Annotated in this window: 25 protein-coding genes; 7 read left to right on the top strand and 18 right to left on the bottom strand. The window is 67.6% G+C overall.

Annotated features, from left to right (window positions below; genetic code table 11):
- Window positions 1-21 precede the first annotated feature (21 nt).
- Genes HWX69_RS03290 through HWX69_RS03280 form a run of 3 tightly spaced genes read left to right on the top strand, consistent with a single transcriptional unit; the run spans window position 22 to window position 3,078 of the window.
- Window positions 22-2,139 carry a VWA domain-containing protein gene (locus HWX69_RS03290; protein WP_394353422.1) on the top strand — a complete coding sequence of 706 codons (2,118 nt, stop codon included), beginning with the start codon at window positions 22-24 and terminating at the stop codon, window positions 2,137-2,139.
- 40 nt (window positions 2,140-2,179) lie between these two features.
- Window positions 2,180-2,368, top strand: coding sequence for a CbtB domain-containing protein (locus HWX69_RS03285; protein WP_178915686.1), 189 nt, complete (start codon window positions 2,180-2,182; stop codon window positions 2,366-2,368).
- Complete coding sequence (locus HWX69_RS03280) at window positions 2,368-3,078, top strand: CbtA family protein (RefSeq protein ID WP_178915685.1); 711 nt, start codon at window positions 2,368-2,370, stop codon at window positions 3,076-3,078. The genes HWX69_RS03285 and HWX69_RS03280 overlap by 1 nt, the downstream gene beginning before the upstream one ends.
- Here the strand turns inward: HWX69_RS03280 and HWX69_RS03275 are convergent.
- Genes HWX69_RS03275 through cbiT form a run of 12 tightly spaced genes read right to left on the bottom strand, consistent with a single transcriptional unit; the run spans window position 3,075 to window position 12,101 of the window.
- Window positions 3,075-3,371 (bottom strand): HVO_A0114 family putative DNA-binding protein, encoded by a 297-nt coding sequence (locus HWX69_RS03275; RefSeq protein ID WP_178915684.1) that lies wholly within the window; start codon window positions 3,369-3,371, stop codon window positions 3,075-3,077. The genes HWX69_RS03280 and HWX69_RS03275 overlap by 4 nt on opposite strands.
- Window positions 3,372-3,420: 49 nt before the next feature.
- The gene (locus HWX69_RS03270; protein WP_178915683.1) at window positions 3,421-4,608 is read right to left on the bottom strand and encodes a PQQ-binding-like beta-propeller repeat protein; all 1,188 of its coding nucleotides are present in this window, start codon (window positions 4,606-4,608) and stop codon (window positions 3,421-3,423) included.
- Window positions 4,601-4,972, bottom strand: a complete 372-nt coding sequence (locus HWX69_RS03265; protein WP_178915682.1) for a DUF3209 family protein — start codon at window positions 4,970-4,972, stop codon at window positions 4,601-4,603. The genes HWX69_RS03270 and HWX69_RS03265 overlap by 8 nt, the downstream gene beginning before the upstream one ends.
- Window positions 4,973-4,974: 2 nt before the next feature.
- Complete coding sequence (locus HWX69_RS03260) at window positions 4,975-6,162, bottom strand: CbiX/SirB N-terminal domain-containing protein (protein WP_178915681.1); 1,188 nt, start codon at window positions 6,160-6,162, stop codon at window positions 4,975-4,977.
- On the bottom strand, window positions 6,162-6,830 hold the full coding sequence (locus HWX69_RS03255; protein WP_178915680.1) for a cobalamin biosynthesis protein: 669 nt from the start codon (window positions 6,828-6,830) through the stop codon (window positions 6,162-6,164). Before HWX69_RS03255 ends, HWX69_RS03260 begins: the two co-directional genes overlap by 1 nt.
- Complete coding sequence (locus HWX69_RS03250) at window positions 6,827-7,060, bottom strand: ferredoxin (protein ID WP_178915679.1); 234 nt, start codon at window positions 7,058-7,060, stop codon at window positions 6,827-6,829. The genes HWX69_RS03255 and HWX69_RS03250 overlap by 4 nt, the downstream gene beginning before the upstream one ends.
- A 2-nt stretch (window positions 7,061-7,062) precedes the next feature.
- Window positions 7,063-8,034, bottom strand: coding sequence for a precorrin-3B C(17)-methyltransferase (cobJ, locus tag HWX69_RS03245; protein ID WP_178915678.1), 972 nt, complete (start codon window positions 8,032-8,034; stop codon window positions 7,063-7,065).
- A 2-nt stretch (window positions 8,035-8,036) separates the two neighbouring features.
- Entirely contained in the window at window positions 8,037-8,897 is an 861-nt protein-coding gene (locus HWX69_RS03240) for a precorrin-3B C(17)-methyltransferase (protein ID WP_178915677.1), read from the bottom strand.
- Complete coding sequence (cbiG, locus tag HWX69_RS03235) at window positions 8,897-9,919, bottom strand: cobalt-precorrin 5A hydrolase (RefSeq protein ID WP_178915676.1); 1,023 nt, start codon at window positions 9,917-9,919, stop codon at window positions 8,897-8,899. The genes HWX69_RS03240 and cbiG overlap by 1 nt, the downstream gene beginning before the upstream one ends.
- 1 nt (window position 9,920) lies before the next feature.
- Window positions 9,921-10,808, bottom strand: a complete 888-nt coding sequence (locus tag HWX69_RS03230) for a cobalt-precorrin-4/precorrin-4 C(11)-methyltransferase (RefSeq protein WP_178915675.1) — start codon at window positions 10,806-10,808, stop codon at window positions 9,921-9,923.
- Window positions 10,801-11,565, bottom strand: coding sequence for a cobalt-factor II C(20)-methyltransferase (locus tag HWX69_RS03225; protein WP_178915674.1), 765 nt, complete (start codon window positions 11,563-11,565; stop codon window positions 10,801-10,803). The genes HWX69_RS03230 and HWX69_RS03225 overlap by 8 nt, the downstream gene beginning before the upstream one ends.
- Complete coding sequence (gene cbiT / locus HWX69_RS03220; protein WP_178915673.1) at window positions 11,562-12,101, bottom strand: precorrin-6Y C5,15-methyltransferase (decarboxylating) subunit CbiT; 540 nt, start codon at window positions 12,099-12,101, stop codon at window positions 11,562-11,564. The genes HWX69_RS03225 and cbiT overlap by 4 nt, the downstream gene beginning before the upstream one ends.
- 128 nt (window positions 12,102-12,229) lie before the next feature.
- On the opposite strand from cbiT, the gene HWX69_RS03215 reads away from it, so the two are divergent.
- Entirely contained in the window at window positions 12,230-12,640 is a 411-nt protein-coding gene (locus tag HWX69_RS03215) for an HIT family protein (RefSeq protein ID WP_178915672.1), read from the top strand.
- 17 nt (window positions 12,641-12,657) lie between these two features.
- On the opposite strand, the gene HWX69_RS03210 is transcribed toward HWX69_RS03215, so the two are convergent.
- The 4 genes from HWX69_RS03210 to HWX69_RS03195 all read right to left on the bottom strand — a co-directional run bounded on the left by HWX69_RS03210 (window position 12,658) and on the right by HWX69_RS03195 (window position 18,485).
- On the bottom strand, window positions 12,658-13,821 hold the full coding sequence (locus tag HWX69_RS03210; RefSeq protein ID WP_178915671.1) for an SPFH domain-containing protein: 1,164 nt from the start codon (window positions 13,819-13,821) through the stop codon (window positions 12,658-12,660).
- Between the two features lie 58 nt (window positions 13,822-13,879).
- On the bottom strand, window positions 13,880-16,813 hold the full coding sequence (gene uvrA, locus HWX69_RS03205; protein WP_178915670.1) for an excinuclease ABC subunit UvrA: 2,934 nt from the start codon (window positions 16,811-16,813) through the stop codon (window positions 13,880-13,882).
- A gap of 67 nt (window positions 16,814-16,880) precedes the next feature.
- Window positions 16,881-17,897, bottom strand: coding sequence for a hypothetical protein (locus tag HWX69_RS03200; protein WP_178915669.1), 1,017 nt, complete (start codon window positions 17,895-17,897; stop codon window positions 16,881-16,883).
- A gap of 186 nt (window positions 17,898-18,083) precedes the next feature.
- On the bottom strand, window positions 18,084-18,485 hold the full coding sequence (locus HWX69_RS03195; protein WP_178915668.1) for a hypothetical protein: 402 nt from the start codon (window positions 18,483-18,485) through the stop codon (window positions 18,084-18,086).
- 79 nt (window positions 18,486-18,564) lie between these two features.
- Here HWX69_RS03195 and HWX69_RS03190 point away from each other — a divergent pair, with 79 nt between their 5' ends.
- Window positions 18,565-19,905: an LVIVD repeat-containing protein gene (locus HWX69_RS03190; RefSeq protein ID WP_178915667.1), complete on the top strand. Its 1,341-nt coding sequence runs from the start codon at window positions 18,565-18,567 to the stop codon at window positions 19,903-19,905.
- Window positions 19,906-19,908: 3 nt separating this feature from the next.
- Here HWX69_RS03190 and HWX69_RS03185 read toward each other — a convergent pair whose 3' ends face one another.
- Together HWX69_RS03185 and HWX69_RS03180 are read right to left on the bottom strand one after the other, a co-directional pair.
- On the bottom strand, window positions 19,909-21,279 hold the full coding sequence (locus HWX69_RS03185) for a ribonuclease FAU-1 family protein (protein WP_178915666.1): 1,371 nt from the start codon (window positions 21,277-21,279) through the stop codon (window positions 19,909-19,911).
- On the bottom strand, window positions 21,276-21,650 hold the full coding sequence (locus HWX69_RS03180) for a DUF7532 family protein (RefSeq protein ID WP_178915665.1): 375 nt from the start codon (window positions 21,648-21,650) through the stop codon (window positions 21,276-21,278). Before HWX69_RS03180 ends, HWX69_RS03185 begins: the two co-directional genes overlap by 4 nt.
- Before the next feature lie 97 nt (window positions 21,651-21,747).
- Here HWX69_RS03180 and HWX69_RS03175 point away from each other — a divergent pair, with 97 nt between their 5' ends.
- Both HWX69_RS03175 and HWX69_RS03170 read left to right on the top strand, forming a co-directional pair.
- On the top strand, window positions 21,748-22,797 hold the full coding sequence (locus tag HWX69_RS03175) for a PrsW family intramembrane metalloprotease (protein WP_178915664.1): 1,050 nt from the start codon (window positions 21,748-21,750) through the stop codon (window positions 22,795-22,797).
- A gap of 60 nt (window positions 22,798-22,857) precedes the next feature.
- A complete protein-coding gene (locus tag HWX69_RS03170) occupies window positions 22,858-23,436 on the top strand; it encodes a DUF7090 family protein (RefSeq protein ID WP_178915663.1) in 579 nt (192 codons plus the stop codon).
- Window positions 23,437-23,460 lie beyond the last annotated feature (24 nt).

Raw genomic sequence — 23,460 nt, 5'->3', positions numbered from 1 at the left:
TCCGCTTGTGCTAATACAATTGTGTTTGATTCGGGCGAAACCAAAAGCGTTTCCACGCCGTTCGGGGCGGTGGTCGGTCAGGAGCGACTGAAGGAGGCGTTGCTGGCGGTCGCCGTCGACGACGGCCTCGATGGCCTGCTCGTCTCCGGCGAGAAAGGGACCGCAAAGTCGACGCTCGTTCGCGGCCTCGCGGAACTGTTGCCGGAGCAACGCGCCGTCGCGGACTGTCCCTACGGTTGTCCGCCGGAGGACCGCACCCGGCAGTGTGAGTCGTGCCGCGAGCGCGCGGCGCTGCCGGTCGCGACGCGGCCCGTCCCGCTCGTGACCCTCCCGCTGGGGGCGACACGGGACCGCGTCGTCGGGACGCTGTCGGTCTCCGATGCGCTGGCCGGCGACGCCGAGTTCGACCCCGGGTTGCTCGCACAGGCCAATCGCGGTCTGCTGTACGTCGACGAAATCAACCTCCTCGATGACCACCTCGTCGACGTGTTGCTCGACGTCGCTGCCTCGGGAGTCAACCGCGTCGAACGCGACGGCGTCAGCGTTGTCCACCCTGCCGAGTTCACCCTCGTCGGGACGATGAACCCCGAGGAAGGTGACCTCCGGCCGCAACTTCGGGACCGCTTCGGACTCTCCGTCGAGGTGCGAGGCGAACGCGACATCGAGGACCGCGTCGCCGTCATCGACGGCGACCTCCACGGCACGTCGCCGGCCGACGACGACACCGACGACCACCGCCGGCGACTCCACCGGGCGCGTGACCTGCTCGATTCGGTCGCGCTGACCGACGACCAGAAGCGCGATATCGCGGCGTTGTGTGTCGATGCCGGCGTCGACGGCCACCGTGCGGACATCGCGACCGCTCGTGCCGCCCGCGCGCTCGCCGCTCTCGCCGGACGCCCCACGGCCACCGACGGCGATCTCCGACGAGCCGCCGAATTCGCGTTGAGCCACCGAATGCAGTCGGCGCCGTTCGAGGACGCACCCGACGCCGAGGACGTGATAGACGACCACTTCGAGGACGGCGAAGACGACTCGGACGCGGAGGAGTCGGCGGATGAGGGCACCGGTTCCGAGTCCGAATCGGACTCCGATACCCGGCCCGAGAGTACCGACGCCGGCGACGACGCCGAAACGGAAGAACAGCCATCCGAAGGCCCGAGCGACCAGCCCTCGCCGGAGACCGGCCCAGAAGCGGACCCGGACGCGGACGGCGATACCGACGACGCCCTGGCCCCGAACCCACAGCCAGGGTCGGCTGACGACGGTGTCGAGACGCCGAACGATGACACCGGCGGAGGAGACGGGAATTCGGAGTCGGACGACGAGGAAGACGCGGCGCCGCTCGTCCCCGGCCAACCCCGGGAAGAACTCGCCGGGAGGTCGGAGGCGGCGGCCGCCCCCGAAATCGACGCCCCGGAGACCGACTGCGGGACGGGGTCGGGACGGGCCGGTGTCGCGCCCGCGGCGGGCAATCGTGGGACGCGGCTCCGCACCGAACGAACGGACGGGAGGGCCGGAATCGACGCCGCCGCCTCGGCACGGACGGCGGCTAAACGGGGCTCGTCGCGAATCGAGCGGCGCGACCTCCGGCAGTCGGTACGGTCGGGCGACGGCGAGGCGCTGGTCGTCTTCGCCGTCGACGCCAGCGCCTCGATGCGACCGGCGATGCGGGCGGCGAAGGGCGTCACGCTCGAACTGCTGGAGGATGCCTACACCGAACGCGATAGCGTCGCAGTCGTCGCCTTCGCGGGCGAGGACGCCGAGGTGCTGTTGCCGCCGACGGACTCGGTGACGCTCGCGGCGCGGCACCTGAAGGAACTGCCGACCGGCGACCGGACGCCATTACCTGCGGGGCTGCGGACGGCGAGGGAGGTCGTCGACGCCGCCGACCCGGAGGCAGCCGTCGTCGTCGTCGTCTCGGACGGTCGGGCCAACGCCGCGGAATCACCGACCGCCGAGACACGGCAGGCGGCCGAATCTCTCGCAGAGACGGACGCCCGCGTCGTCTGTGTCGACGCCGGTGAACGGCGGGGCGTACTCGGTGAAATCCTCGCTGCAACCGGCGGCGAACGCGTTCCGCTCGACGCCCTGACGCCCGAACGGGTCGAACGAGCCGTCAGCGACGCCCGTCGATAGTTTTACAACCTTGCTTGTTTTTTAGGCAAATAGAGTTTCAATGTCGGCAGCCAACGACTCCGTTCGGAACCGAATCGACACCGCCCGTGGAACGCTCTCGCCGACGCAGGCCGGCCTCGGTCTGCTGGCGGTGACGCTTGCGGTGTTCCTACTGGCGTTCGCACAGGAGCCACTCGTCCACGACGCGATGCACAACGGCCGCCACGTCGCGGGCGTCGTCTGTCACTGATGTACGACGCGCTCCGACGCGGGGCTATTGCCGGTGCGGTCGGCGGCGGCGCCTACGGCCTGTACGTGGCGCTGGTCGGCAACCCCCTCGTCGAACACGCCGAGGAACTGGCTCATCACGGACACGGCCACGGGCACGAGGCGACTGTCGTCGCCGACGGCGTCACGAGCGTCGTCTCCGTCGGCGGCAGCGCCGCCCTCGGCCTGCTGTTCGGCCTCGTCGTCTTCGGTTTCGTGGGGTATCTCCTCGAACCGGCACTCCCCGACCGCGGCGGGAGCTACCTGCTCGGCCTCGGCGGCTTTCTCACGGTGTCGGGCGTCCCGTGGCTCGTCTTGCCTCCTGCTGCACCGGGCGTCGAGACGACGGTGGCGACCGACTTCGCGCTGTCTCTCTACGTGGGACTGATGGCCGTCGGTGCCGTCGCCTGCCTCGCTTCCGGGTGGGTGTATCACCGCCTCGCCGAGTACGGTCGACCGGTCGGCACGGCGGCGGCACTCGCAGTGTTCGTCACGACCGTCGGTGTCGCCGCCTTCGCGGCGCCGTCACCGGGCTACGAGAGCACGCTGCCCGCGACGTTCGAGGCCGCCTACGTTGGTAGCGTCGTCGTCGGGCAACTCGGATTGTGGGGCATCGCTGCTGCCACCCACAGTCGGCTCGACACCGCCTTGAGGCCCGATGCTCACGGCGTCGCGCCGACCGCGGCCGACTAAAGTCCGATCTCCAGTTCTATCTCGTCGTAATCGACGACCGGCCGGTGTGCGCGTCCGTCCCGCTCGAACTCGACGAGTCCCTCGCCGCCGAGCGTCCAGAGGTTGTCGTGGACCTGCCGGACGTCTCGGTCGACCAGCCGAGCGGTTTCGCGGATGCTCGACGGTTCCTCGCGGGCGATAGTTCGAAGCAACTCGATGGTCGTCGGGCGACAAATCAGCGACGCCTCCTCGGAACTCAGGGTTCGCGTCTCGGTGCCGTCCGGGCTGGAGAGCCGAAGCGTAATCTCGCTCATGCCGCGACGTGTGAGCGGCGAGCGTATAATGTCGTGGCTCGGGACAACATTACGCGACGTGGAGTGCGTACCGACCGCGAACGGTCCCGTCGTCGTGGTACCGAACCGGCTCCTCGACGAGCGCACGGCTGTCACCCACGACGGCGGCGGCCGTCACGACGCCGTCGGTCGTCGTTGAAGCCCGGAGGCCGTCCGTCACGTCGAGGGACCGCCAGCCGTGAACCGAGGGGTCACGCTCGCGGAAGTGCTGTGCGACCGGTACGAGCAGGCGGCTACCGTCCGCCGCGATGCCGTGAGAGAACCCGCCGACCTCCTCGCGCCACCGTTCGGTCCCCGACCGCGAGTACCCGAACGCGGTCTGTTCGTTGGGGTGGCGTTCGTCGGTCTCCCGGCCCTCCTCGGGGAACGTGTTGCCGGTCAGAAAGACGACGCCGTCGACGCTCGCGTGGACGTGATTGGGGTAGGTGTACACCTCGTCGCCACTCGACCGCTGTGTACCGAGGTCGGCACTCCATACGGCCTCGCCGTCGCGGAGTCGGTAGCCGCGGTAGTCGGCGTGACTCGTGACGAAGAGGCTCCCGTCGGCGGCCGCCACGTCCCCGATTCGGCGCGTCGCCGTACGGTCGGCGTCCCAAACCCACCGTTCGGAACCGCTGCTGTCGAGCACAACGACTCCGTCGTCGTGCTCGCCAGGACAGCGATTGTACGCCACGGCGACGCCACCGTCGAACGCAGCGAGGGAAATCGGCGATGCGTCGGCGTCGTAGCGCCAGCGGACGGTCCCGTCCGAGGCGAGGGCGTACACCGAACTCTCGAAGTGACGCGCCCCGTCCCGCCGTTCGTAGCGCCGAGCGGCGACGTAGGCGGTGTCGGCGTCCGTGACTGCGTCGACGACCATCGGCAGAAAAAATCGCGTCTCCTTGGTCGGGTCACCGACAGCGTCGGCGGCGTCGTGTCGCCACCGCTCGGTGCCGTCTTCGAGCAGTCGAACGGTGCCGCGCTTCGACCGCTCGCCGACCAGCACGCCCGACCCGAACGGGACGAGCGTGATAGCGCTGGCCTCGCCGTCGACCGACCAGCGCTCGGCGCCGGCATGGTCGAAGGCGCGGACGGTGCCGTCGACGAGGCCGACGACCGGTCCCGAATCGGTCAGCGTGATGCCGGAGCGGCGCCCGGCCTGTCGGGAGCCACAAGGGTCGATGTCGCCGAGCGGGATTCGGGCCGCCGTCTCACTCATCGACCGGGAACGCCTCGTGGAGCGTGTGATGGCTCTCGCCGAGGTCCTCGAGGAGGCTCTCGCCGTGATTCAGCAGTCGGTCCAGCGACGCTTCGGCGTCCCGAACCGCGACGAGGCGGCCGCGGAGGTAGTCGTATGAGGGGTCGTCTGCTTGCGTCGCGGCGACCTCCTCTTCGAGTTCGACCAACGCTGTGTCGAGGTGTCGCGCGCAGTCGGCGAGGGTGTCCGCGTCGGCGAGCGCCGCGATGTGGGGTGCGGGCTCTTCGCCCAACTCCTCGCGGGCGTGTTTTCGTGCGGCGTCGTCGTCGACGCCGAGGCTGTTCATCAGGCCGAGTCGAAGCGCTTCGATTTCGTGACAAGTCATGGCTACAGGGTCTGTGAGACCAATTGGGAGACGATACGGTCGCGGTCGAGCGAGGAGGCGATGCGGTCGGCGTCGTCCGGCGACACCTCGCCGTACCAGACGCCGTCGGGGTAGACGGCGACGTTCGGGCCGTCGCCGCACTGGCCGAGACACGACGAGCGCGTGATTCGGGCATCGACGTCACGTTCGCGGACGGCCTGCCGGAGTCGTTCCAGTACCGTCGCCGCGCCGTCGCCCGCACAGGTGCGGTTCGTACAGACGGCGACGTGCTTTTCGGGAGCGTCGTGGACGTGGGGTTCGTCGTCGACATCGGAGCGGTCGGCGTGGGCGGCCCGGTGGGTCATCGCTCGTAGCATCGCACGCGCGCCGCCCGAGTCGTCCTCGAAGCCGTCCATCTCGACTTTGTACTTGCAGGTGTCACACGACATCGACACGTCGCCAGCGCGGGCCTCCTCGAATCGGTCGGCCAACACCTCCAACAGCCGGTCGTCGGTGCCCAGCGGCTCCCCACAGTCGGCGTTGACGTACGGGTAGTCACCGTCGAACGCCGCGGCGCCCTCGCGGATGCGTTCCGTGAGCACGCCGTCGCCGAGCATGTACGGCAGGACGACGACGGCGTCCGGGCGGCGCTTGGCGACGGTGTGGAGCGTCTCGTCCAACAGCGGTTCGGTGACGCCGATGAACGACGCTTCGACGCCGGCGAACCCACGGCCCTCGTACAGCAGGCGGGCGAGTTTGTGTACGTCGGCGTTGGAATCGGGGTCGGATGACCCGCGGGCACACACCACAACGATGACGTCGTCGTCGGTTCGGTCGACGCCCAACCCGTCTTCGACGGCGGCCGCGCGGTCGTCGAGCAACTCCACGATGGCCGGGTGGACGCCGAGGTGTCTTCCGTTGTGGAGTGAGACATCGTACTCTGTTCGGGCCTCGTTGACGACGAGCGGCACGTCGGCTTTGACGTGGCTGGCGGCGAACAGCGACAGCGGGATGACAGTCACGTCCGTCGCCGAGGGTGCGAGCGAGCCGACGGCTTCGGCGATGGTGGGGTCGGCCAACTCGATGAACCCGGCGTCAACCGGCAGGCCGAGCCGCCCTTCGAGGTTCGCCGCGAGGGTTCGGACCTGTTCGTTGGATTTCTCGCGACGCGACCCGTGACCCGCGAGGACGACGGCCTCGCTGTCCAACATCAGTACCCCTCCGCTTGCTCGACGCTCCGGCGAAGTTTTCGCCGGCGACTCGGGGCGAACAGTCCGGAGTTCTCGCTGCCGACGTACACCCACTCGCCGAACGCCGGCGCAGCGTCGTCGTCGAGACCGAACCAGTAACCGCCCGACGACGTTTCCGAAATGTCGCCGTGTGGCGCCTCGACGGCCGCCGAATCGAGCAGGCCTCGGGTTCGGTCCAGCGCCTTTCTGTCGTCGTGGACGAAGGAGACGCCGACGGTGCCGTCAGAGGACTTGAAACAGACCGTCCCACACCCCTCCAGCAGGCCGCGGAGCAGTTGTCGGTCGAATTCCGTGAACGAATCGAGACGATAGCCGCCCGATTCGCCCTCGAAGGGGAGTCCGAGCGCGGCGGCCGCGCGGTCGCCGACACCCCCGAGTGACTGTACCGTGTAGGTGTCCGCGGCGCGCGTAATCGAGGTGTCGTGGGCGTACTCGCGGTCGACGATGCGGTGGTCGACGCCGTCGGCACCCGCGATGGCGGCGAGACGCTCGGCGGCCGTCTCGTCGTTCGTCCGGACGGTCACGCCATCGCTCGTCACCTCGCCGTCGCCGATGACGCGGCCCCAGAAGTACGCCGTCTCGGGGTGGGCATCCAGCAGGTTCCGCGGCGCGCCGGTCTCGACGCTCACGGTTCCACCTCCTCCACCGAAATCGCGTCCAGCGGACAGGCGGCAGCGGCCTGCTCGGCGTCCTCGCGGTCGCCGTCGTCGAACGTTGCAGTGAGTCTACCCTCCTCACGGTCCCCACCGGGCAGCGTCACGAGGCCGTCGTCGGCCTCAGCGAAGCGTCCGTCGCGGACGAGACAGGCGAAGACGCCGTCACACGCCTCCAAGTCGACTGAAACGGTGTATTCGGTCATCGTCAGTAGTCGTACTTCGTCTCGTAGCCGCGCGGGGTGACCATCCGGCCGTCCCACACGTACGTCTCCTCGTTGCCGACGACGATGGTCGTCGTCATGTCGACGATGTCCTCCTCGCCGAGTTCGGGGAGGGTTCCGAGGTCCGTGATTCGGGTCGCCTCGTCCTCCCGGGAGGCGCCGTGGACGATGCCGACCGGCGTCTCGGGGTCGCGGTGCTCCAGCAGGATCTCACAGCAGCGCTGGAAGTTCTCCCGACGCTTTCGGCTCCAGGGGTTGTAGATGGCGATGGTGAACCCCTCCGGGGCGACGGCGTGGAGACGCGATTCGATGTCTTCCATCGGCGTGAGGTGGTCCGACAGCGACACCGAGACGGTGTCGTTGACCAGCGGGGCGCCGAGACGCGCCCCACAGGACTGCGCTGCGGGGACGCCCGGCACGACCTCGAAGTCGACCGCCGAGGCGGTGCCGCCCTTCGATTCGAGGATTTCCAGTGCCAACCCCGCGAGCGCGTAGACGTTCGGGTCGCCCGACCCGACGATGGCCACGTCGTTGCCAGCCAGCGCGCGGTCGATGGCCTCCTCGGTTCGGGAGACTTCCCCGCACATCGGCGTCGAGTAGATGTCGTCGGCTTGGTCGGTGATGTCGTCGGGCAGGAGGTCGATGTAGGTCGTGTAGCCGACGATGTGTTCGGCGTCGGCCAGCGCCGCCTTCGCGCGGGCGGTCATCCCCTCCGGTTCGCCCGGGCCGAGACCGACTGCCAGCAGTCGGCCGGGGTCGCCCTCGAAGTCCTCGACGGTGGCGCCGACCTCCTTCTCGTCGTTCGTGGAGGCGCCGCACGTCGAGGACGGCGAGGAATCAGTCTTCGAGGCACCGCACTTCGACTCCGTGCTGGTGTCGGTGCTCGAAGCGCCACACTTCGATTCGGTTTCCGTCGCCGATGCTGCTGCCGTATCCGTAGTGTCGTCGGTGCTCATTGTCAGAAGTCCTCCACCTCGCGGCCGCCGCGCGGCGTCACGAGGTACTCGCCGTGGTCGTTGCGCCACTCGTGGCTCTCGTGGGTGCCGATGAGAATCGAGGTGCCCATCCCGCCGACCTGCTCGTCGAATTGGGTGGCCTCCCCGAGTGTCGTGATGGTGTGGGTCTCGTCATCGAGGTTGCGGCCGGCCTCGCCGCGGCCGGCGTCGTTGAAGATGGCGACCGGCACGTCGTCGGCTCGCTGTTCGCGGACGACTTCGATGGCCCGCACGTAGTCGCGCCAGCAGTTGTACAGGACGATGACGAACCCCGAAATCGCGGCGGCCCGGAGTTTCTCGGCGATTTCATCCCAGCCCCGCCACTTATCGGACAGCGAGACCGTACAGAAGTCGTTACTCAGTGGCGCGCCGAGGTTCGCCGCGCCGCCGAGCGCCGCGGTCACGCCGGGGACGATTTCGATTGGAACGTCGTACGCCTCCTCCTCTTCGGCCATCAGGAAGACCAAATCGGACTTCCCGTAGACGTTCGGGTCGCCGCCGGAGACGTGGGCTACGTCCTGTCCGTCTCGGACGCGTTCGAAGGCCTCTTGGGTCAATTCGACCTGTTGGCCCATCGACGAGCGAACGATTTCCTGTTCGTCGCCGGTTGGCGTGGTGGCGGCCCCGCCATCGGTCGCCGCCTCCGGCGGAATCGTTCCGTCCTGCCGGAGGAACTCCTGATAGAGGTTCGAGGCGATGACGCAGTCGGCGGTTCGAATCACGTCGCGGGCCCGCTGTGTCATCGCGTGCGGCAGGCCCGGGCCGATGCCGACGACGTACAGCGTGCCGTACTCGTCGGTGTCTGCGTTCGTTTTCCCCGCCATCACCGACCCACCGCCACGGTCACGGCCTCGTCGAAGCGCTCCTTTTCGCGCGCCAGTTCGTGTTCGCGGCCGCCGGCAATCGCCGACGCCTCGGCGATGCCAGGCCAGCCGATGAGTTCCTTCGCTCGCGATGGGGTCGGCCCCTCGAACTCCAACAGCGTCTCCTTCTCGAACAGAACGACGCCGGCGCCTATCTCCTGGGCGGCCTCGTAGAGCCCTTCCTCGCCCTCCTTTCGGGTGGCGGTGGCGACGAACTCGACGTCCGAGAAGTCAAGGTCGAGGTCAGAAAGCGCGGCCTCCCACGCGTCCAGCACCTGCTCTTTCTTCACGCCGTCGACGGTGCCGGTTCCAAGAACGACGCCGTCGTCGTTGCGTTTCATGACGGTCACGTCGTCGCCCACGAGGACTGCTCGGGGGCCGTCGAGGCGTTCGACCGCCTCGATGTCGTCGTTCAACACCGCGAGGTTCGTCGCCACCGTCGAATCGCCGTTGACGACGTGGGCGTCGAGGGCTTTGGCCTTCGACTCGATGCCCTGTTTGCCCGCCGCTTCCGAGGCGGTGGTCATCGCCGGGACGGCGCCCATCTTCGAGAGGTCGTAGGCGACCTGATTGGCACCGTGGTGGCCGCCCGTTATCGGGATGGCCCACGTCAACGCCTCGTCGACGACGACGAGTGCGGGGTCGTCCCACTTGTCGTCGAGAAGGTGTGCTGTCTTCCGCATCGCGATGCCGGAGGCCATCAGGCCGACGAAGCAGTCGTAGGCGCCCCAGTGCTCTTCGAACACATCGCCGTGATACTCGATGATGTCGATGGCGTCGTAGTCGTCGGCCAGTTCCTCCTTGATGTCCTCCGCGACCGGCAGTTTCCGCTCGAAACTGACGATGGCGATCTCCTCTGCGACTTCGCCGTCGGAGTCGGGTGTCGAGCAGTGGCCGCCGTCGGACGCATCGTCCGACGAGGGTCGGCTCGCTTCGCTCGCCTTCCCGCCGTCGCTGCTGTCGGTGTCGTTGTCGGTGCTCATGTCAGTCGTCGCTCTCCGCGGTGTCGCTCGCGTCGTTTTCGCTCCGGTTCGCCCAGTCGCCGTACAGGTACGACCGCTCGTAGCCGGCGCCCGCGGCCGCCTCGCCGACGAGCACCATCGCCGAGGCGCGGTAGCCCGCCTCGGCCAGTTTCTCGCCGATGTCGGCGACGGTGCCCTCGATTACGTCCTCGTCGGGCCAGGAGGCGTGGTACACCACCGTGACGGGTGTCTCGGGGTCGACGCCGTCCTCCAGCAGGCGGTCCATCGTATCGCCGACGGCGTGGGTCCCGAGGTAGATACAGGTCGTCACGTCGCCCATCTCGACGAACTCCGCGATGTGGTCGTCTTCGGGGTCCAGCGTCTTTCCCTGTGGTCTGGTGAATGCGACGTGGTTGGCCGTCTCGTTGAGCGTCAACTGCGTCCGGAGGGTCGCGCTGGCGGCGAACGCCGAGGTGACGCCCGGAACGAGGTAGGTGGGAACGTCCTCGTGTTCCAAGGCGTCCATCTGCTCTAAGGCGGCGCCGTAAATCGCGGGGTCCCCCGAGTGGAGGCGGACGACCTCGCGTCCGTCCTCGTGGGCGTCACGCATGAGGGGAATCAGCTCTTCGAGGTCCTTGCCGACGCTGTTGACTAACTCGGCGTCCGCACAGTACGCCTCCAGCAGTTCGCTGTTGACCAACGAGCCGGCGTGGACCACGAGGTCGGCCGATTCGAGCGCTTCCTTGCCGGCGACGGTCAGAAGCCGGGGGTCGCCCGGTCCGGCGCCGACGAAGGGGATGCCCTCCTGTTCGTCGCCCGCGGTGTGGTCGTAGACGCGGGCGTCGCGTTCGTGGGCGTGTTTCTCGCGCTCGGCGTCGATGGCGCGTTGGGGGTCGGTGTCGTCAGTCATCGTGGATTTCCTCCCCCACCGATTCCGCCGTGGCGATTTCTTCTCGGTGGACACCGCCGTCGGCGGTCGTCTCTCGACCGAACGCGGCGGTCGCCGGCTCCTCGCCGGCGCCCGGCTTCTCGGCGTAGGCGACGGTGTAGTAGTCGCGTTCGGCCAGTCGGTCGGTGTCGTCAGTCACTACCGATTCGTGGCCGTCCATGAACAGCCGCCGGCCGTAGGTCACGTCGTAGCCGGCCTCGAGGAGCTTCTCGTGGGTCGCGGGCACGTCGGTCACCTTGAACAACACGAGTCGGTCGGGACCGACGGGGGCGGCACCGTTTGCGGCCTCCCGCAACACGAGGTCCGACCCGGCCGTGATTTCGACGTCGAGCGCCGTCGCGAACGCCGTCACCGTCGAGACGCCCGGAACGACTTCGAGGTCGACGTCGGGGTGGAACCGCTTTAGGGTTCGGCGCAGGTGGCCGAACGTCGAGTAGACGTTGGGGTCGCCCAGCGTGACGAACGCCGCGGTTCCGTCCTCGGCGCGTGGTGCGACCTCCTCGGCGGCGGCCTTCCAGGCTCGCCGGAGTTCGTCTTCGTCGCGTGTCATCGGAAAGTCCAGGTCGCCGAGCTGGGATTCGGCGACGTACTCGCATGCGACGTTGCGGGAGAGCCGACCGGGGGTGTACACCACGTCGGCTGACTCCAGCAGTTCCCGACCTCGGACCGTAATCAGCCCGGCGTCGCCGGGTCCCAACCCGATGCCGTACAGCGTCATTCCGACCCTCCGACGATGACGTACACCGGGTTGTTCGAGTCGAAACTCGTCGCACCGGCGAGTTCGTAGCCCGTCGACACCTGCACCTGCAGGACCTCCTCGAAGAGGTCCCGTTCGCGGAACGCCCGGACGGCGTCGCCGGCGATTTCGAGCCGCGAGACGTTCATCACGACCCGGTCGATTCCGGTCTCGGCGGCGAAATCGAGGACTTCCTCGTAGTTCCGCGACCCACCCAGAAACAGGGCGTCGGCGTCCTCGGGCAACCCCTCGGGGGCCTCCCTTTCGACCAGTTCGACGCCGTCGATTCCGTTGGCCGCGAGGTTCTTTTCGGTCGTCTCCAGCCGTTTCGGTTTCCGCTCTATCGCGGTCACTCGGCCGGCCTGCCGGGCGGCTTCGACTGTCACCGCGCCGGTACAGGAGCCGACCTCGACGAAGTGGTCGGTCGGGCCCAACTCCAGTTTCCCGAGGGTCACCGACCGGACCTCCGGCTTCGTCGGCCCCGCCTTCGCGTCGTGTGGAAGCGCTACGCGTGCCATAGGGCTACAACTGCAGGCGCAGGTAAAACAATTTTGCTTGTTTTAGATAAATTCTACTTTCTATTCGCGCTGGTGGGGTTGTTCCCCTCGACACAGCACATTTGGTGGTGCCCCACGCAGTCGGCGGTATGACCGATTGCGTCTTCTGTGATATCGTCGCCGGTGACGCGCCCGCCTACCGACTCCACGAGACCGACCGCACGCTCGCCTTCCTCGATATCGAGCCGCTGAACCCCGGTCACGCGCTCGTGGTACCGAAACCCCACCGCGAGACGCTGACCGAGATGGACGGCGACCTCGTCGCCGACACGTTCCGGAGCGCCCGAGCGGTCGCCGAAGCGGTCGAGACGGCGTTCGACCTCGACGGCCTGAACCTCCTGCAGGCCAACGGCGAAGCCGCCGGACAGGAGGTGTTCCACGCCCACGTCCACGTGCTGCCGCGCTACGAGAACGACGACGTGGAAGTCAGTTGGCCGGCTGGAGAGCTGACCGAAGGAGATGGAACGGAGGTCGCAGAGAAGATTCGGTCGGCGCTGTGAAGACGGCCGGTCCGCCCTCACTCGACGCTTTCGTCCAGTTCGAGGTCCTCGCTTTCGATGTCGGCGCTCTCGACGTCCGCACTCTCGATGTCGTACTCCACGTCGCCGTCGCCGGCGGCGAGTTCCTCGATGTCGTCGATGCCGAGTAACTCCCGCGTCTCGGCGTCGAAATCGAGCGACTGGAGGTTCGTCCCGCCGTCGTCGACGCTCTCGGAGAGGTGTCGACCGTAGCGACTCAGAAGCGAGGTCATCTCCTGTGGCAGGACGAACGTCGTCGACTCGCCGGTACCGATCTTTTCCAACGTCTCCATCCCGCGTTCGACGATGGCGCGTTCGCCCATCGATTCGGCGGATTTCGCCCGCAGCACGGTCGAGATGGCCTCACCCTGGGCCTCCAGAATCTGGGACTGCTTTTCGCCCTGAGCTTCGAGGATGTTCGCGGTCTTGTCACCCTCGGCGCGCTCGATGGCCGAACGTCGATTGCCCTGGGCTTCCAGAATCATCGCCCGTCGTCGCCGCTCGGCGGCGGTCTGCTGTTCCATCGCGCCCTGGACCTTCGGCGAGGGGTTGACCTCCCGGACCTCGACGGCCTCGACGCGGACGCCCCACTCGTCGGTCGGCCCCTCTAGTTCCCGCCGGATGCGGGTGTTGATGCGCGCGCGGTTCGACAGCGTCTCGTCGAGTTCCATATCGCCCAGCGCCGCCCGGAGCGTCGTCTGGGCGAGGTTCGAGGTCGCACGCTCGTAATCTTCGACTTCGAGGAACGCCCGTTTCGCGTCCATCACCCGAATGTAGACGACGGCGTCGGCGGTGACCGGCGAGTTGTCCTGCGTGATGGCCTCCTGTCGCGGCACGTCGAGCGTCTGGGTCCGCATGTCGAAGCGGTACGTCCGGGAGACGAACGGTGGGACGACGTGGAGGCCGGGTTCGAGCAGTTCGCGAAACTCGCCGAACACCGTCAGGGCGCGCTTCTCGTAGGCCTCGACGATTTCGACCGCACTGGCGACGGCAGCGATGGCGATGACGAGCAGCGCGAGGCCGGCGACGACGAGCGGGTCGAACTCGATGATGTCGAGCCAAACGGCCCCTCCGACCGCGAGAGTGGCGAGCAGCACAGCGGTCGCCCACGTCGGGAGGCCGGTGCTCTTGCGGCCGAGTTCGCGGGCGGCGCTGTCGGACATGCTCTAGTGTAGGGGACGACGACACTTGAACCCACGTAGGAACGCGGGGGGCCGGCGCTCAGTCGTCGCCGGCTGCGGGCGAGCGACCGGCGCGTGGCCCGTCCAACTCGACCGCGGGCAGGTGGTCGCGGAGGTACCGACCGGTGTGGGAGTCCTCGACGCGTGCGACCGATTCGGGGGTTCCCTCGGCGACGAGGTCGCCGCCCTTCTCGCCGCCCTCCGGTCCCAGGTCGACGATGTTGTCGGCGTTCTTCACGAGGTCGAGTTCGTGTTCGACGACGACGACCGTGTTGCCGTCGTCGGTGAGTCGATGCAGCACCTCGATGAGCTTTCGTTCGTCCTCGCTGTGGAGGCCCGTCGTCGGCTCGTCCAGCAGGTACAGCGCCTCGCCGGAGTCCTTCTTGCCGAGTTCCTCGGCGAGTTTCACGCGCTGGGCTTCCCCACCCGACAGCGTCGTCGACGGCTGGCCGAGGCGCATGTAGCCCAACCCCACGTCCTTCAGGAGTTGGAGGCGTCGGCGGATGCCGGGGTGGCCCTCGAAGAAGTCGTAGGCCTCGTCGACCTCCATGTCGAGTACGTCCGAGATGGTGGCGTCCTTGTAGGTAACCTCCAGCGTCTCGTCGTTGTAGCGGGCCCCGTCGCACTCCTCGCAGGGGACGTACACGTCCGAGAGGAAGTTCATGTCAATCTTGACGGTGCCCTGCCCGCCACAGGACTCACAGCGGCCGCCCTTGACGTTGAACGAGAAGCGGCCCTTCTTGTAGCCGCGCTGTTTCGACAGTTTCGTCTCCGCGAACAACTCTCGGATGTGGTCGAAGACGCCGGTGTACGTCGCCGGATTCGAGCGGGGTGTCCGGCCGATGGGCGACTGGTCGATGAGCCGAACCGTCTCGATTTGGTCGATGCCCTCGATGTCGTCGTGGTCGCCGGGGTTCACGTCGGTGTCGTTCATCCGCCGGACCAGGCCCTTGTAGAGGATTTCGTGGAGCAGCGTCGACTTCCCCGACCCGGAGACGCCCGTAATCGCCGTAAAGCACCCCAACGGGAAGGATACGTCGAGGTCACGGAGGTTGTGCTGGCGCGCGCCTCGGACGGTGAGGTAGCCGTCGGCCTCTCGGCGCTCTTCCGGAACCGGAATCGACCGCCGGCCGGCGAGGTAGTCGCCGGTGACCGAGCGGTCGGCGGCCATCACGTCCTCTACGTCGCCGTTCGCGACGACTTCGCCGCCCCGTTTGCCGGGGCCCGGCCCCATGTCGATGACGTTGTCGGCGCGCCACATCGTCTCCTCGTCGTGTTCGACGACGACGAGCGTGTTGCCCAAATCGCGGAGGCCTTCGAGCGTGTCCAGCAGTTTGTCGTTGTCCCGCTGATGGAGGCCGATTGAGGGTTCGTCGAGTACGTACAGCACGCCGACCAGTCCGGAGCCGACCTGTGTCGCAAGCCGGATGCGCTGGCTCTCGCCGCCCGACAGCGTCGAGGCCTCCCGGTCGAGCGTCAGGTACTCGAGGCCGACCTCGTCCATGAAGCCGAGGCGTTCGCGAATCTCCTTGAGAATCTCCTCGGCGATTTTCTGCTCCCGCGAATCGAGGTTCGCGTTGAGGCTCTCGAAGTGTTCCAGGGCGTCGCCGATGGACAGCCGGTTGACTTCCGTAATCGAGGTGCCGTCGACGAGGACGGCCCGGGATTCGGGTTTCAGACGCGTCCCGTCGCAGGCCGGACACGTCGTCGTCGCCATGTACTTCTCGATGTGCTCGCGGGTTCCCTCCGAGTCCGTCTCGATGTAGCGGCGGTCGAGGTTCGGGATGACTCCCTCGAAGCGCTTCTCCTTCCGTCGGGTGCCGTTTTTCGTCTGCCGCTCGAAGACGACCTCCTCGTCGGTGCCGTAGAGGAACTGCCGCCGTACGTCCTCATCGAGTTCCTCGAACGGCGTGTCGACGCTCACGCCGAAGTGGGCGGCGACGCTGTCGAGGCGCGTCCGGTAGTACGAGCGGTTGTAGCTCCAGGGCTCGAAGACGTCCTTGATGGGTTTCGAGGGGTCTTTGACGACGAGTTCCTCGTCGACCTCCTTCGTCTCGCCGATGCCCTCACAGTCCGGGCAGGCGCCGTGCGGGGAGTTGAACGAGAACGAGCGCGTCTCGATTTCCGGGAGGTCGATGCCGCAGTGGGTGCAGGCCAACTCCTCGGAAAACTCGACGACGAGGCGGTCGTCGCCGTCTCCTGCGAGGTCGCCGGTGCTTCGAGTCTCGGAGCCGACATCGACGCCTTCCGGCGGGTCAGGAAGCACGACTTTCAGCAGGCCGTCGGCCTCCTCCAGGGCCGTCTCGACGGAGTCGGTGACCCGGGAGCGAGCGTCGTCGCTCAGTTTCACGCGGTCGACGACCACGTCGACGGTGTGGTCGTAGTTCTCGTCGAGGTCCGGCCGCTCGACCGAGAGGTCGTACTCCTCGCCGTCGACCTCGATGCGGGTGTAGCCCTCGGCGACGAGTTCGTCGAAGAGGTCCTCGAAGGCGCCCTTCTGGTCGCGGACGACCGGCGCACACAACTTCGCACGCGTGCCTTCGGGCAACTCCAGCAGCCGCCGAACCATCTGCTGGGCGGACTGTTCGCCGACCTCACGGCCGCACTCGGGACAGTGGGGCGTGCCGACGCGCGCATAGAGAAGGCGGAGGTAGTCGTGGAGTTCGGTGACGGTGCCGACCGTCGAACGGGGGTTGTTGGCGGCGTTCTTCTGGTCGATGGAGATGGCGGGCGACAGTCCCTCGACGTTCTCGACCTGCGGTTTGTCCATCTGGCCGAGGAAGTTGCGGGCGTACGCGGACAGCGATTCGATGTAGCGGCGCTGGCCCTCGGCGTAGACGGTTTCGAAGGCGAGCGACGACTTCCCCGACCCCGAGAGGCCGGTGACGACGGTGAACTCCTCGCGGGGGATGGACACGTCGATGTCCTTCAGGTTGTGCTCGGAGGCACCACGGACGACGATGTCGTCGGTCATTGCGAAAAGGCACGAACTGGCGGGGTGAAACCCTGTCGGTTGCGGCTACGTCACCGGTCGAGTGCGGCTAGGGGTACGCCTCTTCCCGCGGTGCATACCGCCCGTTTCGGACGTTCCGAATCTCCTCGCGCTCGTAGACCGTCCGGTAGTTCACGCTGTAGACGACCGCCTGTGCGGTCGGGTCGGTTCCGCCGGGCGCCGTGAAGTTTTGGGGGTGGCCGGTGGCGTTCGTGGCGACGGTGCCGTTGACGACGATGTCGTAGCTGCCGACGATGCGACTCTCGTCGAGCGTCGAATTGTATGCGTTCTCGTATCGAATCGAGACCGGACCGTCGAGGTCGTCGGCGAAATCCAGCGCCGGGCAACCGTTGCCGGCGAGCGTGTGGTCCCGCAGGTCGACCGCTGCCCGGTCGGCGACCACGTCGCAACTTGAGGAACTATTGAGCAAATCCGTGAGGTCGTCGAAGCCGCTCGGGTCGCCGACGTGGACGACAAACCGGTCGTCGGTTCCGCCCTCGCGGAACAGGTACATCGTCCAGGTGTCGGTGCCGTCGTCGACGACGACCCGGAACGCCCGCTCGTCGGTGTCGTTGAACGACAGCGTGGCGTCGTAGAGACTCGAGGTGTCGGCCTCGAACCGCATCGTCGAGACGTTTGATGCGTCCTCGGCGACGGTCCAGTCGGCCGTCGTCGTCTCGCTTTCCGGCATGTACTCGCGGTCGGCGGCCTGTTCGAGTCGCCACCCGACGTGGGCCGTCCGCTGGAGGTCGGCCGACGCTCCCCGTTCGGCCGCGGTGGCCGACCGACTCCGCGCCCAGTCGTCGACGATGCCGTCGAACACCGCGCGGGCGCCGTCGGCGGTCGCGACCTCCGCGTCGGCGGTCCGGGTGGCCGCCTGGGCTACCGTTCGATTCGCGTCGGCGGCGTAGGCGGTGGCGGCCTCCGAATCTGTCGTCTCCCGCGAGGAGAGGTTCTCGGCGAAGATTGCGGAGTTGAGAACGAGTGCGAGCGCGACGAACGTCGCCGCGACGAGCAGCGCAACGACGACGAGCAGCTGACCTCGGTCATCCAACGGCGGGTCCATCCGGTGTTTCTTTCAGCCTAAAACGTATCAATCTATGGTGCATTTCGGGTCCTGTCTGCGGGCATTCGGACGGTTTCCGGCAGCCATTTGCCGTCGATTTCGACGTTCTCGCCGCTGTCGGACTTCGGTTCTCGTGAACGACGCTGTCGCCGAGCGTACCGGCGCGTACCTGTCGGGGCGGCACCCTCAGAACTTCTCGGCGCGGGAGCGCCATCGTTTCTGCTGGCGGCGCTCGGCGGCGTGGCGGACGCCATCGGTCACCGACGCCCGTGCCTCGCCTTCGAACGCCCGCGCGTCGGCGTACACGCCCGTCTCGAACGCCTCCAACACCTCGTACGTCCACCGTCCCGGTCCGTCCTCGCGGGGGACGACGCCGCGCGGCAGCAACTCGTCGCGGAGGGTATCGGCGAGGTCGTCGTGGCCTGCCTCCCGAAAGGCCTCCTCCGCGGCCGCGAGGTGGTCCATCGCGTGGCCCGTCTTGTGGTGAAACGCCACGAGCGCGCCGTGGGCGCGGTGGAGCCACTCCAGACCCAACTCGACGCTGTGGATGGCGTGCAGTTCCGTCTCCGTGAGGTTCGGTTCGTCCATGTGTATTGCTACCAACTACCAGAACTTAGCTTCGGTGGCGGCCGAAACCCATACGCTGCCGACGGCCCTACGGCGTGCAATGCGACGACGTGAGGCGCTTCGTGCCGGCGGGTCGGTGCTGACAGCGACGGGGTTGTTCGGCGGATTCTCCGCGTCGGCCGCGGCCGCCGATGGATTCGACCCGCTCGGCCGTCTCGAACTGCCGGGTGCGAAGGAACTCGTCGTCGACGACGGAGTCGCCTACGTTGCGGTGACCGACGGCTTCGCCACCGTCGACGTGAGCGACCCCACCGACCCGGTCGTTCTGGCCGAACGGCGCGGCCTCCTCGCCGACCACTCCGACGGTCCGATGGCGGGGATTCAGGACGGGAAGTTGGGGGGCGACTACTACGCTCTCGCCGGCCCAGCCCACCCCCGAAACGGCGTTCCCTACGCCGCCGTCGTCTTCGATATCTCCGACCCCGAATCCCCAGAGAAAGTGCTCACCCACGAGACGGAGTTCTACCACCACAACCTCGACACCGACGGCGAGACGCTGTTCCTCTGTGGCAACGACGGCGAGGGGAACCCGCTGGTCTGCGTCGACATCGACTCGGGTACGGAACTGGGTCGCTGGTCGGTCGTCGATGCCGAGGAGCGGTGGAGCGAGGTCGACCACCGTCTCCGGGAGTTCCACGACGTGTGGGTCGAAGACGGCATCGCCTACTGTGCGCTGTGGAACGCCGGAACGTGGCTCCTCGACGTGAGCGACCCCGCCGACCCGACCCCGGTGACGAACGTCCGTGGTCTCGACCCGGCCGAACAGGCCGACATCGAGACGAGGGGCGACCGCCGGGAGGCGCTGCTCACCCTGCCGGGCAACGACCACTTCGCCATGCCACAGCGCGGCGGCGACGGACGGCTCTTCGCGGTCAACGAGGAGGCGTGGGCGACCGATGCCAACGCGTCGACCAGCGAACTCGGCGGCGTCGAACTGTGGGACGCCGAGGCCGGCGAACGACTGTCCCGAATCGAGGCGCTGCCGACCGAAGACGCCACCTTCAGCGGTGTCTGGACCACTGCCCACAACTTCGAGTTCGTCGACGACCGCCTCTACACCTCGTGGTACCGCGGCGGCGTGCGCGTCCACGACGTGAGCGACCCCGCCGACCCCCGCGAGGTGGCCCACTGGCGAGAGACGGAGACGACGCAGTTCTGGACCGCCCAGCGCGGCCCCGACTGCGTCGTCGCCAGCAGTTGGCGCGACCCCTCCGCCGACGACCCCGAATCCGCGGCGGCCGTCTACACGTTCCCGGACCCAGCCGACCCCGACGCCACTCCCACCCCCGAGACGGCCGGCGACGGGTCGGGGCTGGGCTTGCTGGCAGGGGCCGTCGGCGTCGGCGCTGCGGCGGTGGCCCGACGCTTGCGCCGGGAGTGACGCCTACAGCGCGTTCTCGATGGAGCCCGCGACCTGCCGGGCGCGCTCGGCGAGCGGTTCGGTCACTTCTCCGGCGGCGACCGCCTCGTCGAGTTCGTCGTCGTCGACGCGGCGTACCTCGCCGTCCGGATGTTTCACCACGTCGACGTGCAAGTCGACGTACCGAACCGTTCCCGGGAAGATTTCGACCGGCGTACAGACGTTGACGTACGTTCCGCGGTGGTCGCCATCGGTGCCGCGATACACCGTCGCGTACCACCACCGACCCTCGACGAACGTCGTCGTCGCCACGTCGCCCGACCGGCGCTCGACGCCCAACGCGTCGTACGTGCCGCCGGCGGTCATCTCCCGTTCGACGGTAATCGACCCTTCCTCGCTGTCGAGGTCGGTCACTTCGCCGCGACCCAACACGATGGTCCGACCGCTCGGCTTGCCGTGACCGATGGCGACGGTGTCGCCCTCACGCGGGCCGAACTGTCGGGTCGTCACGCCGAAGGGGAACTCCCCCGAGGGCTCACAGACGGCTTCGGCGAAGTCGACCGCAGCGCTGGCGTCGTCTGCGCCGGCTTTGATGCGGTGATGGCCGGGCATCGTCGTCTCGACTGCCGACCGGAGGTCGTCGAGGGCGAAGCGGCACTCCCGACCGAACCACACCCACGCGCCGTCCCGGGGCGCGACGATACGCCCCGGTTCGTCGCTGTCGGCGTTCGCAACCGCCTTCATCACCGTCTCGGCGCGCTCGCTCGCCCGCTGTAGCGCCTCGCCCATCGCCTCCAGTGAGGCGTCGTCGGCGGTTCGGGACCACCGCGGCGTCCACCCCTCCGGCGGGTCGACCGGGAGCAGGTCGGCCATCCGCGCTGTCTCGCTCATCGACCCGCCGCTGCCGCGCCGCAGTTCGACGAGACCGCCGGGAACCCGGAGGTCCGTCGCCAGCGACGGCCGCGAGTCGGTCCACGGCGGTTCCGCACGCGCGACCTGTAGGCGATAGCTGTCGCCCTCCTCGACGTAGCCGTCGGTGCGGTCGTACGGGAGAAATCCTTCCGTTTCGCCCAAATCGACGACCGCACCGGAGCCCAGCGTCTCCGTGACGACGCCCCGGAAGACGGCACCCTTCGGTGCCGGGTCGTCGAAGGCGAAGGCATCGCGGCCGACGCCGAGCAACCGCTCTTGGAGTGCTTCGACGGCGTCGCCGTCGCCGCTGACTCCGATGCCCTGTCTGTCGTCGGTCGTCCGGACCGTGGCGTCGGCCGGGTCGGTCTCGAAGTCCGCATCGAACCGCTCGCGGATGGGTGGGGAGGCCTGTACGACAGCCCACTCCTCGCGGAGCAGTTCGGTCAGCGCGGTCGTGTAGATGCCGCGGACCCGGACTCTCATAGGTCGTCGCGGTCGTCGGCGAACCGCACCCGGTCGTGGACCGTTGGCCCGAGCGACAACTCGACGACGTCGTCGCTCAACACCCGTCCGTCCTCGATGGGGACGCCCCAGCCCTCGAACTTCACGTACCCGCGGAGGTCGGCGGCGTGGGTGTAACAGTCGACGTACTCCAGTCCGTGTTCGGGAAACTCGGCAGTCGAGTGGGCCTGGTCCATATCCGAGTAAACGGTGTCGAGACCTTCGAAGAACGCCTCGAGCGCCGCGGCCTCCTCGGCGGTCGCCTCGACGACCGCCTCGGAGACCTCGCGAACCTCATCGGCAGAGAGACCGAACTCCCGAAGCGCCCGCTGTGTCCGCTGATCGAAGTGCATACCCCGGCTTCGAGGGCGGGGACCGAAAGCGTCCCGGCTTTTCGTCGGCGCCGCCGAAGAGCCAAAACGTTACGACGGTTCCCCAATACGTCGTGGTATGAACGACCCGGTCGAGGAGCGCGCCGACGAGTCGCGTGACCTCTACGACATCGCGTCGTGGGAACCACGCACGGGACTGGACCGACTGGCGATAAGCACGTATCGCGGCGCGCTCAAGGCGGGCCGGGCGTCGCTCGTCGCACTCGGCCTGCTCGTCTTGGTGCTCATTCTGGGCGGCGGTGCCGGCGCCCTCATCATCGACAACCCCTTTATTCTCGGGTTAATCGGGCTCTCGGTCATCCCGGCCGGACTGCTCGCGCTGTACGTCTATCGCACCGACATCACGACCGACGAACCGGCGACACTTTTGGCGGCGACGTTCGTCCTCTCGATTCTGTTCGCCGGCTTCGCCGCCTTCGTCAACACGGCGCTGGGGTTCATCCAACTGCTCCCGCTGGTCGGGTTCGTCCTCTTTTATTTCCTCGTCGTCGGTCCAATTGAGGAGACGGTGAAACTGCTCGCGGTGCGGCTGTACGCCTTCCGCGACGACCGCTTCGATTCGGTCATCGACGGTGCGGTGTACGGCGCCGTCGCCGGCCTCGGCTTCGCCACCATCGAGAACGTCCTCTACATCACCCAGAACATCGAGACGCCGGCGATGGTACTCGCCCAGAGCGCCGGCGGGTTCGCGAGTCAGTTCTTCGAGACCATCGACGCCGGTGGCCAGATTACGGCCGTCCGCGGCCTCGCCGGGCCGGGTCACGTCATCTACTCGGCGTTTGCGGGCTACTATCTCGGTCTCGCGAAGTTCAACCCCGACGACGCCGGCCCCATCGTCGTCAAGGGACTGCTCATCGCCGCGTTCATTCATGCGACGTACAACAGCCTCGTCGGCGTCGTCCCCGTCCTCGTCAGCCTCATCGTCCCCGGCGTTCCCGTGCTGGTGTTGTTCCTCGGGTTCGTCGTCGTCTACGACGGCCTGTTCCTCTATATCCTCTATCGCAAACTCCAGCGCTACCGCGCGGCCTACTCGGACGTCCACGTCGATGCCGACTCGCCGCGAGACCTCGTCTCGGAACGTACCGAGTTCGACCCCGAGACGCGATAACCCACTGACCGAGGTCCGGCCTGCTGTGGATTTAAGACGCCGCCGCCCGCCTACGTGGATATGGAGTACGAACTCGCCATCGAGAACGCACCGGAATCGATTCCGGGCGGCACCGGCGTCCTTCTCATCCACCCCTCAACCGGCGAGACCGACCGCATCGACACCGACTTCCTGAAAACCGACACCGACCGACTGCTCGTCATCTCGACGCGGACGACGGCCCGGGAGGTCCAACAGAAACTGGAGTACTACGGCGTCGACGAGAAGAGCGCGGACATCCTCGACACGCTGTCGGTCGAGCGGGGTTACTCCCGGCGCTCCTCGGACCGCGTCCACTACGTCTCCTCGCCGGACGACCTCGCGGGCATCGTCGAGACGACACGGGAGTTCCTCGCCGAAAACGAGGGGAAACGGCGCGTCAGCCTCGACTCCATCACCGAGATGGCGTACTACGCCGACGAAGAGCGCGCCCTCGAAGCCGTCGAGGAAATCCTCGAACTCCTCGAGGAACACGATGCTGTCGGGCTGTTCCACCTCTCCGAGGAGGTCCACGACGACGCCGACGTGGCCGCGTTCAAGGAGTTGTTCGACGGCATCGTCTATCTCGACGAAGACGGCACCGTCGAAGCCGAATTCTAACCCGGGAATCCGGCAGTTCGACCG

The organism is Natronomonas gomsonensis (assembly GCF_013391635.1).
GTDB lineage: Archaea > Halobacteriota > Halobacteria > Halobacteriales > Haloarculaceae > Natronomonas > Natronomonas gomsonensis_A.
The sequence above is the reverse complement of the archived record's forward strand: the minus strand, read 5'-3'. Positions and strand labels throughout refer to the sequence as shown.

Excerpts from the sequence above, each read along its gene's own strand:
- HWX69_RS03285 (WP_178915686.1), top strand. The coding sequence starts at position 2,180 with ATGTCGGCAGCCAACGACTCCGTTCGGAACCGAATCGACACCGCCCGT.
- HWX69_RS03280 (WP_178915685.1), top strand. The coding sequence starts at position 2,368 with ATGTACGACGCGCTCCGACGCGGGGCTATTGCCGGTGCGGTCGGCGGC.
- HWX69_RS03275 (WP_178915684.1), bottom strand. The coding sequence starts at position 3,371 with ATGAGCGAGATTACGCTTCGGCTCTCCAGCCCGGACGGCACCGAGACG.
- HWX69_RS03270 (WP_178915683.1), bottom strand. The coding sequence starts at position 4,608 with ATGAGTGAGACGGCGGCCCGAATCCCGCTCGGCGACATCGACCCTTGT.
- HWX69_RS03265 (WP_178915682.1), bottom strand. The coding sequence starts at position 4,972 with ATGACTTGTCACGAAATCGAAGCGCTTCGACTCGGCCTGATGAACAGC.
- HWX69_RS03260 (WP_178915681.1), bottom strand. The coding sequence starts at position 6,162 with ATGTTGGACAGCGAGGCCGTCGTCCTCGCGGGTCACGGGTCGCGTCGC.
- HWX69_RS03250 (WP_178915679.1), bottom strand. The coding sequence starts at position 7,060 with ATGACCGAATACACCGTTTCAGTCGACTTGGAGGCGTGTGACGGCGTC.
- cobJ (WP_178915678.1), bottom strand. The coding sequence starts at position 8,034 with ATGAGCACCGACGACACTACGGATACGGCAGCAGCATCGGCGACGGAA.
- HWX69_RS03240 (WP_178915677.1), bottom strand. The coding sequence starts at position 8,897 with ATGGCGGGGAAAACGAACGCAGACACCGACGAGTACGGCACGCTGTAC.
- cbiG (WP_178915676.1), bottom strand. The coding sequence starts at position 9,919 with ATGAGCACCGACAACGACACCGACAGCAGCGACGGCGGGAAGGCGAGC.
- HWX69_RS03230 (WP_178915675.1), bottom strand. The coding sequence starts at position 10,808 with ATGACTGACGACACCGACCCCCAACGCGCCATCGACGCCGAGCGCGAG.
- HWX69_RS03225 (WP_178915674.1), bottom strand. The coding sequence starts at position 11,565 with ATGACGCTGTACGGCATCGGGTTGGGACCCGGCGACGCCGGGCTGATT.
- cbiT (WP_178915673.1), bottom strand. The coding sequence starts at position 12,101 with ATGGCACGCGTAGCGCTTCCACACGACGCGAAGGCGGGGCCGACGAAG.
- HWX69_RS03215 (WP_178915672.1), top strand. The coding sequence starts at position 12,230 with ATGACCGATTGCGTCTTCTGTGATATCGTCGCCGGTGACGCGCCCGCC.
- HWX69_RS03210 (WP_178915671.1), bottom strand. The coding sequence starts at position 13,821 with ATGTCCGACAGCGCCGCCCGCGAACTCGGCCGCAAGAGCACCGGCCTC.
- uvrA (WP_178915670.1), bottom strand. The coding sequence starts at position 16,813 with ATGACCGACGACATCGTCGTCCGTGGTGCCTCCGAGCACAACCTGAAG.
- HWX69_RS03200 (WP_178915669.1), bottom strand. The coding sequence starts at position 17,897 with ATGGACCCGCCGTTGGATGACCGAGGTCAGCTGCTCGTCGTCGTTGCG.
- HWX69_RS03195 (WP_178915668.1), bottom strand. The coding sequence starts at position 18,485 with ATGGACGAACCGAACCTCACGGAGACGGAACTGCACGCCATCCACAGC.
- HWX69_RS03190 (WP_178915667.1), top strand. The coding sequence starts at position 18,565 with ATGCGACGACGTGAGGCGCTTCGTGCCGGCGGGTCGGTGCTGACAGCG.
- HWX69_RS03185 (WP_178915666.1), bottom strand. The coding sequence starts at position 21,279 with ATGAGAGTCCGGGTCCGCGGCATCTACACGACCGCGCTGACCGAACTG.
- HWX69_RS03180 (WP_178915665.1), bottom strand. The coding sequence starts at position 21,650 with ATGCACTTCGATCAGCGGACACAGCGGGCGCTTCGGGAGTTCGGTCTC.
- HWX69_RS03175 (WP_178915664.1), top strand. The coding sequence starts at position 21,748 with ATGAACGACCCGGTCGAGGAGCGCGCCGACGAGTCGCGTGACCTCTAC.
- HWX69_RS03170 (WP_178915663.1), top strand. The coding sequence starts at position 22,858 with ATGGAGTACGAACTCGCCATCGAGAACGCACCGGAATCGATTCCGGGC.